Origin of the sequence: Nitrincola tibetensis (assembly GCF_003284585.1) — a bacterium.
Taxonomy (GTDB): domain Bacteria; phylum Pseudomonadota; class Gammaproteobacteria; order Pseudomonadales; family Balneatricaceae; genus Nitrincola; species Nitrincola tibetensis.
This window is the reverse complement of sequence record NZ_QKRX01000032.1, coordinates 1-2,792: the sequence shown is the minus strand read 5'-3', so window position 1 is coordinate 2,792 and position 2,792 is coordinate 1. Positions and strand designations below refer to the sequence as shown.

At 47.2% G+C, this 2,792-nt stretch carries 1 protein-coding gene; it reads left to right on the top strand.

The annotated features are described in order from the left end of the window. Nucleotides 1–2,792 (top strand): hypothetical protein (locus tag DN062_RS18615; RefSeq protein WP_205126780.1); only part of this gene is annotated, 2,792 nt, incomplete at both ends.

Genomic DNA, 2,792 nt, shown 5'->3' with positions numbered 1-2,792 from the left:
CATACAGTCTGTCACCATTGCAGGAATAGTTGTTACGCTTGAAGCACTAGAGGCTAGCAATGCAGCGCCTTTCAGCATCACAACACCTGAAGGCAACGTAATTGAAGTTGTTGGCTTTACACAGGTTGGTGATAACGCGTACCAGATAGACTACACTTTTGAGCTGTTAAATCCCGCTTCACACCCTGTACAGGGAACGGATGAGTTGGCAAAAGAGCCAATTACACTCTCGGTCACAGATCAACGTGGAAATGTTGAAAGTGCAGAAGTTGAAGTATCCATTGTTGATGATGTTCCTGTCGCTGAAGCTGTAAAAGAAGATATCAGTATCCCTCTCACTGAGGCTGGAGTCTCTGGTTTCAAAGCAGGCTTCTTGCTTGAAGAAACAACAGCTATTAATGGAAGTGTATCAGGTGAAGTCCTCGATGTAGATGAATACGCAGATCGCTTAACTTGGGGAACGCCAGCAAATGGTTCTCAAGGTTCAAACTATGTATTCGAAGATAATGAGGACTTCCGTACTGGCGACACAATTTTCACGGATCAATTAATCGAGTTGGGTACCTTTACTCACAATAACTTCCCAATATTGTCGTCTGGCTCTGTCCTGACAAGTACAATTCTTGAAGTGAAGTTCACTCTGTTAATCGATGGAGCTAGGGTGGAAATTGATGCTCGTATTGAGTTAGAGCATAACGAAACACCTAACAATAATAGTAATCCTCAGGATCCTGAGAATGATGACATCATAAAAATTACAAACATTGACTTTGTGCAAACGTACGAAATTAATGACCGGGTGTATGAGTTCAAAATCAAGGGATTCCTTGATCAAGATGGCAATATTGTTGATGAAATTAGAACTACAGAGCAGGCTTCTAATTCGTTTAAACTCTTCGCCGAACTCGCCTCTACAGCTGATATTCCGTTGTTTGAAGGTCAGGTGGACTATTTCTGGGGTGCCGATGGTGCCGCTGATGAAGATCCCGTTATTTGGAAGGATATTGATGCGGCATCAGGTGTTATTGAGACTGATCTTGGTATTCTGACGGTTAATCCTGATGGCAGCTATAGCTATCAAGTCAAGCTTGAAACTCGAGATAAACTGCAGTTAGGCGAGGTACTGGTTGATAGCTTCACCTACGTGTTAAAAGATGCGGATGGTGACTTGGTTGAGTCAACGTTGGAAATTCATCTGAACGGTGTATCTAATACGTCTCGAATTAGTGTCGAAACTGAAGTTGATAATAGCGGTCCAGTGATTGATGTGACTGGTGATACGGTTGGTATTCCGGTTGGCTCTGAGTTAACTGTGACTATCACTGATCAGGAAGGCAACACCGTCACCACAACAGCGATTGTTGAAGAAGACGGTAGCTACACTGTTACTGATCTAGACATCAGCTCATTAATAGACGGTGACTTGGATATCACCGTGACCGGTACTGACAATAACGGTGATCCTGTAATAGGTATTGCTGATGATGTTTTGGATGCAGTTGCCTCTGCGGTTGAAGTCAGCTTCGACAACACCGATGCCAACGGCGTCATTACTGACGACGCGGACAGCGTTGTGATCAGCGGTAGCACCACAGACGTTCTGCCAGGCAGCAACACGGTTAACTTGGTGATCACAGATCAACAGGGCAATGAAGTTGTTCTGAATGATGTTGCGTTGGACGCTGATGGTAACTTCAGTGTTGAAGCCGACCTAAGCGGCTTGATTGACGGTCCATTAGATGTGGTTGCAAGCGCAACGGACAACAATGGTAACCCAATCACAGGCACAGACAACGCTGAGCTGGATGCGATTGCGGCAGACATCACCGTTGAGACCGAGGTTGATAACGCTGGTCCAACGATTGATGTGACAGGTGATACTACTGATATCCCAGTGGGCTCTGAGCTAGTAGTGACGATCACTGACCAAGAAGGCAACACTGTTACGACAACCGCTATTGTTGAAGAAGACGGCACCTACACAGTGACCGATCTGGATATCACCGATCTAACCGACGGTGACCTAGATATCACGGTGACAGGTACCGACAACAACGGCAACCCAGTGACAGGCACTGCTGAAGACGAGCTCGACGCAGTTGAATCTGCGGTTGAAGTCAGCTTCGACAACACCGATGCCAACGGCGTCATTACTGACGACGCGGACAGCGTTGTGATCAGCGGTAGCACCACAGACGTTCTGCCAGGCAGCAACACGGTTAACTTGGTGATCACAGATCAACAGGGCAATGAAGTTATTCTGAATGACGTTGCGTTGGACGCTGATGGTAACTTCAGTGTTGAAGCCGACCTAAGCGGCTTGATTGACGGCCCATTAGACGTGGTTGCAAGCGCAACGGACAATAATGGTAACCCAATCACAGGCACAGATAACGCTGAGCTGGATGCGATTGCGGCAGACATCACAGTTGAGACCGAAGTGGATAACGCTGGCCCAACGATTGATGTGACAGGTGATACTACTGATATCCCAGTGGGCTCTGAGCTAGTGGTTACGATCACTGACCAAGAAGGCAACACCGTTACGACAACCGCGATTGTTGAAGAAGACGGCAGCTACACAGTGACCGATCTGGATATCACCGATCTAACGGACGGTGACCTAGACATCACGGTGACAGGTACCGACAACAACGGCAACCCAGTGACTGGCACCGCTGAAGATGCACTGGACTCCACTGCATCCAGCATCCAAGTGACGGCTGATGTTGATAATGCTGAAGCCACCATTGATCTATCAGGAGCGACGAACAAAGTCCCAGAAGGTCAAG